Here is a 624-nt window from a genome sequence, read left to right as displayed (position 1 = left end):
TGGCACGGGCAGTATGCTCATTAGATGCCGAATAGATTTAAGCAAGCCCACCATACATCAAAATTTGTGTTGCAAAAACGGGGGTGACCATAGATTTTTTATGGGTGAAATATGGAACAGCATCTGATTCAGGGCAGCAAGGGCGGCAGCGACAGCCCACGTACCCCGGTCGAATCACCGGATTCCCTGCAATCGACCTCGTACGCCAAAATCGTATTGGCATTGGGGGAGGGGGAATTTGCAGGTGGACTCGATGGCGCCAACATCTTTCTGGACAATACACCGATTATTGGCCCCGATGGTACGCCCAATTTCGAGGGTGTGCGGTGGGAGTTTCGCCCCGGCACGCCTCATCAAGATTATATCCCCGGTATGCCCGCAGTAGAAAATGAGTTGACCGTCGGGACGGAATTAAATGAGTCATGGGTGAGATCCGTCACCAATACCCAGCTCTCTGCGGTGCGCATTCGGTTATCGTGGCCGCAATTGCAAAAGCAGGAAGAGAACGGGGATACGGTGGGCTATCGCATTGATTATGTGATTGAAGTCGCCACGGATGGCGGGTCGTATCAGGAAGTGTTGCGTACCGCCGCTGATGGCAAGACAACCACCAAATATGAACGC

At 52.6% G+C, this 624-nt stretch carries 1 protein-coding gene; it reads left to right on the top strand.

The window, feature by feature from the left end; genetic code table 11:
* Positions 1-111: 111 nt before the first annotated feature.
* Positions 112-624, top strand: a 513-nt coding sequence (gene gpJ / locus Xkoz_RS19330) for a TipJ family phage tail tip protein (protein ID WP_422646047.1), incomplete at its 3' end; no start/stop codon positions are given.

The organism is Xenorhabdus kozodoii, assembly GCF_002632875.1.
Lineage (GTDB): Bacteria > Pseudomonadota > Gammaproteobacteria > Enterobacterales > Enterobacteriaceae > Xenorhabdus > Xenorhabdus kozodoii.
The sequence above is the reverse complement of the archived record's forward strand: the minus strand, read 5'-3'. Positions and strand labels throughout refer to the sequence as shown.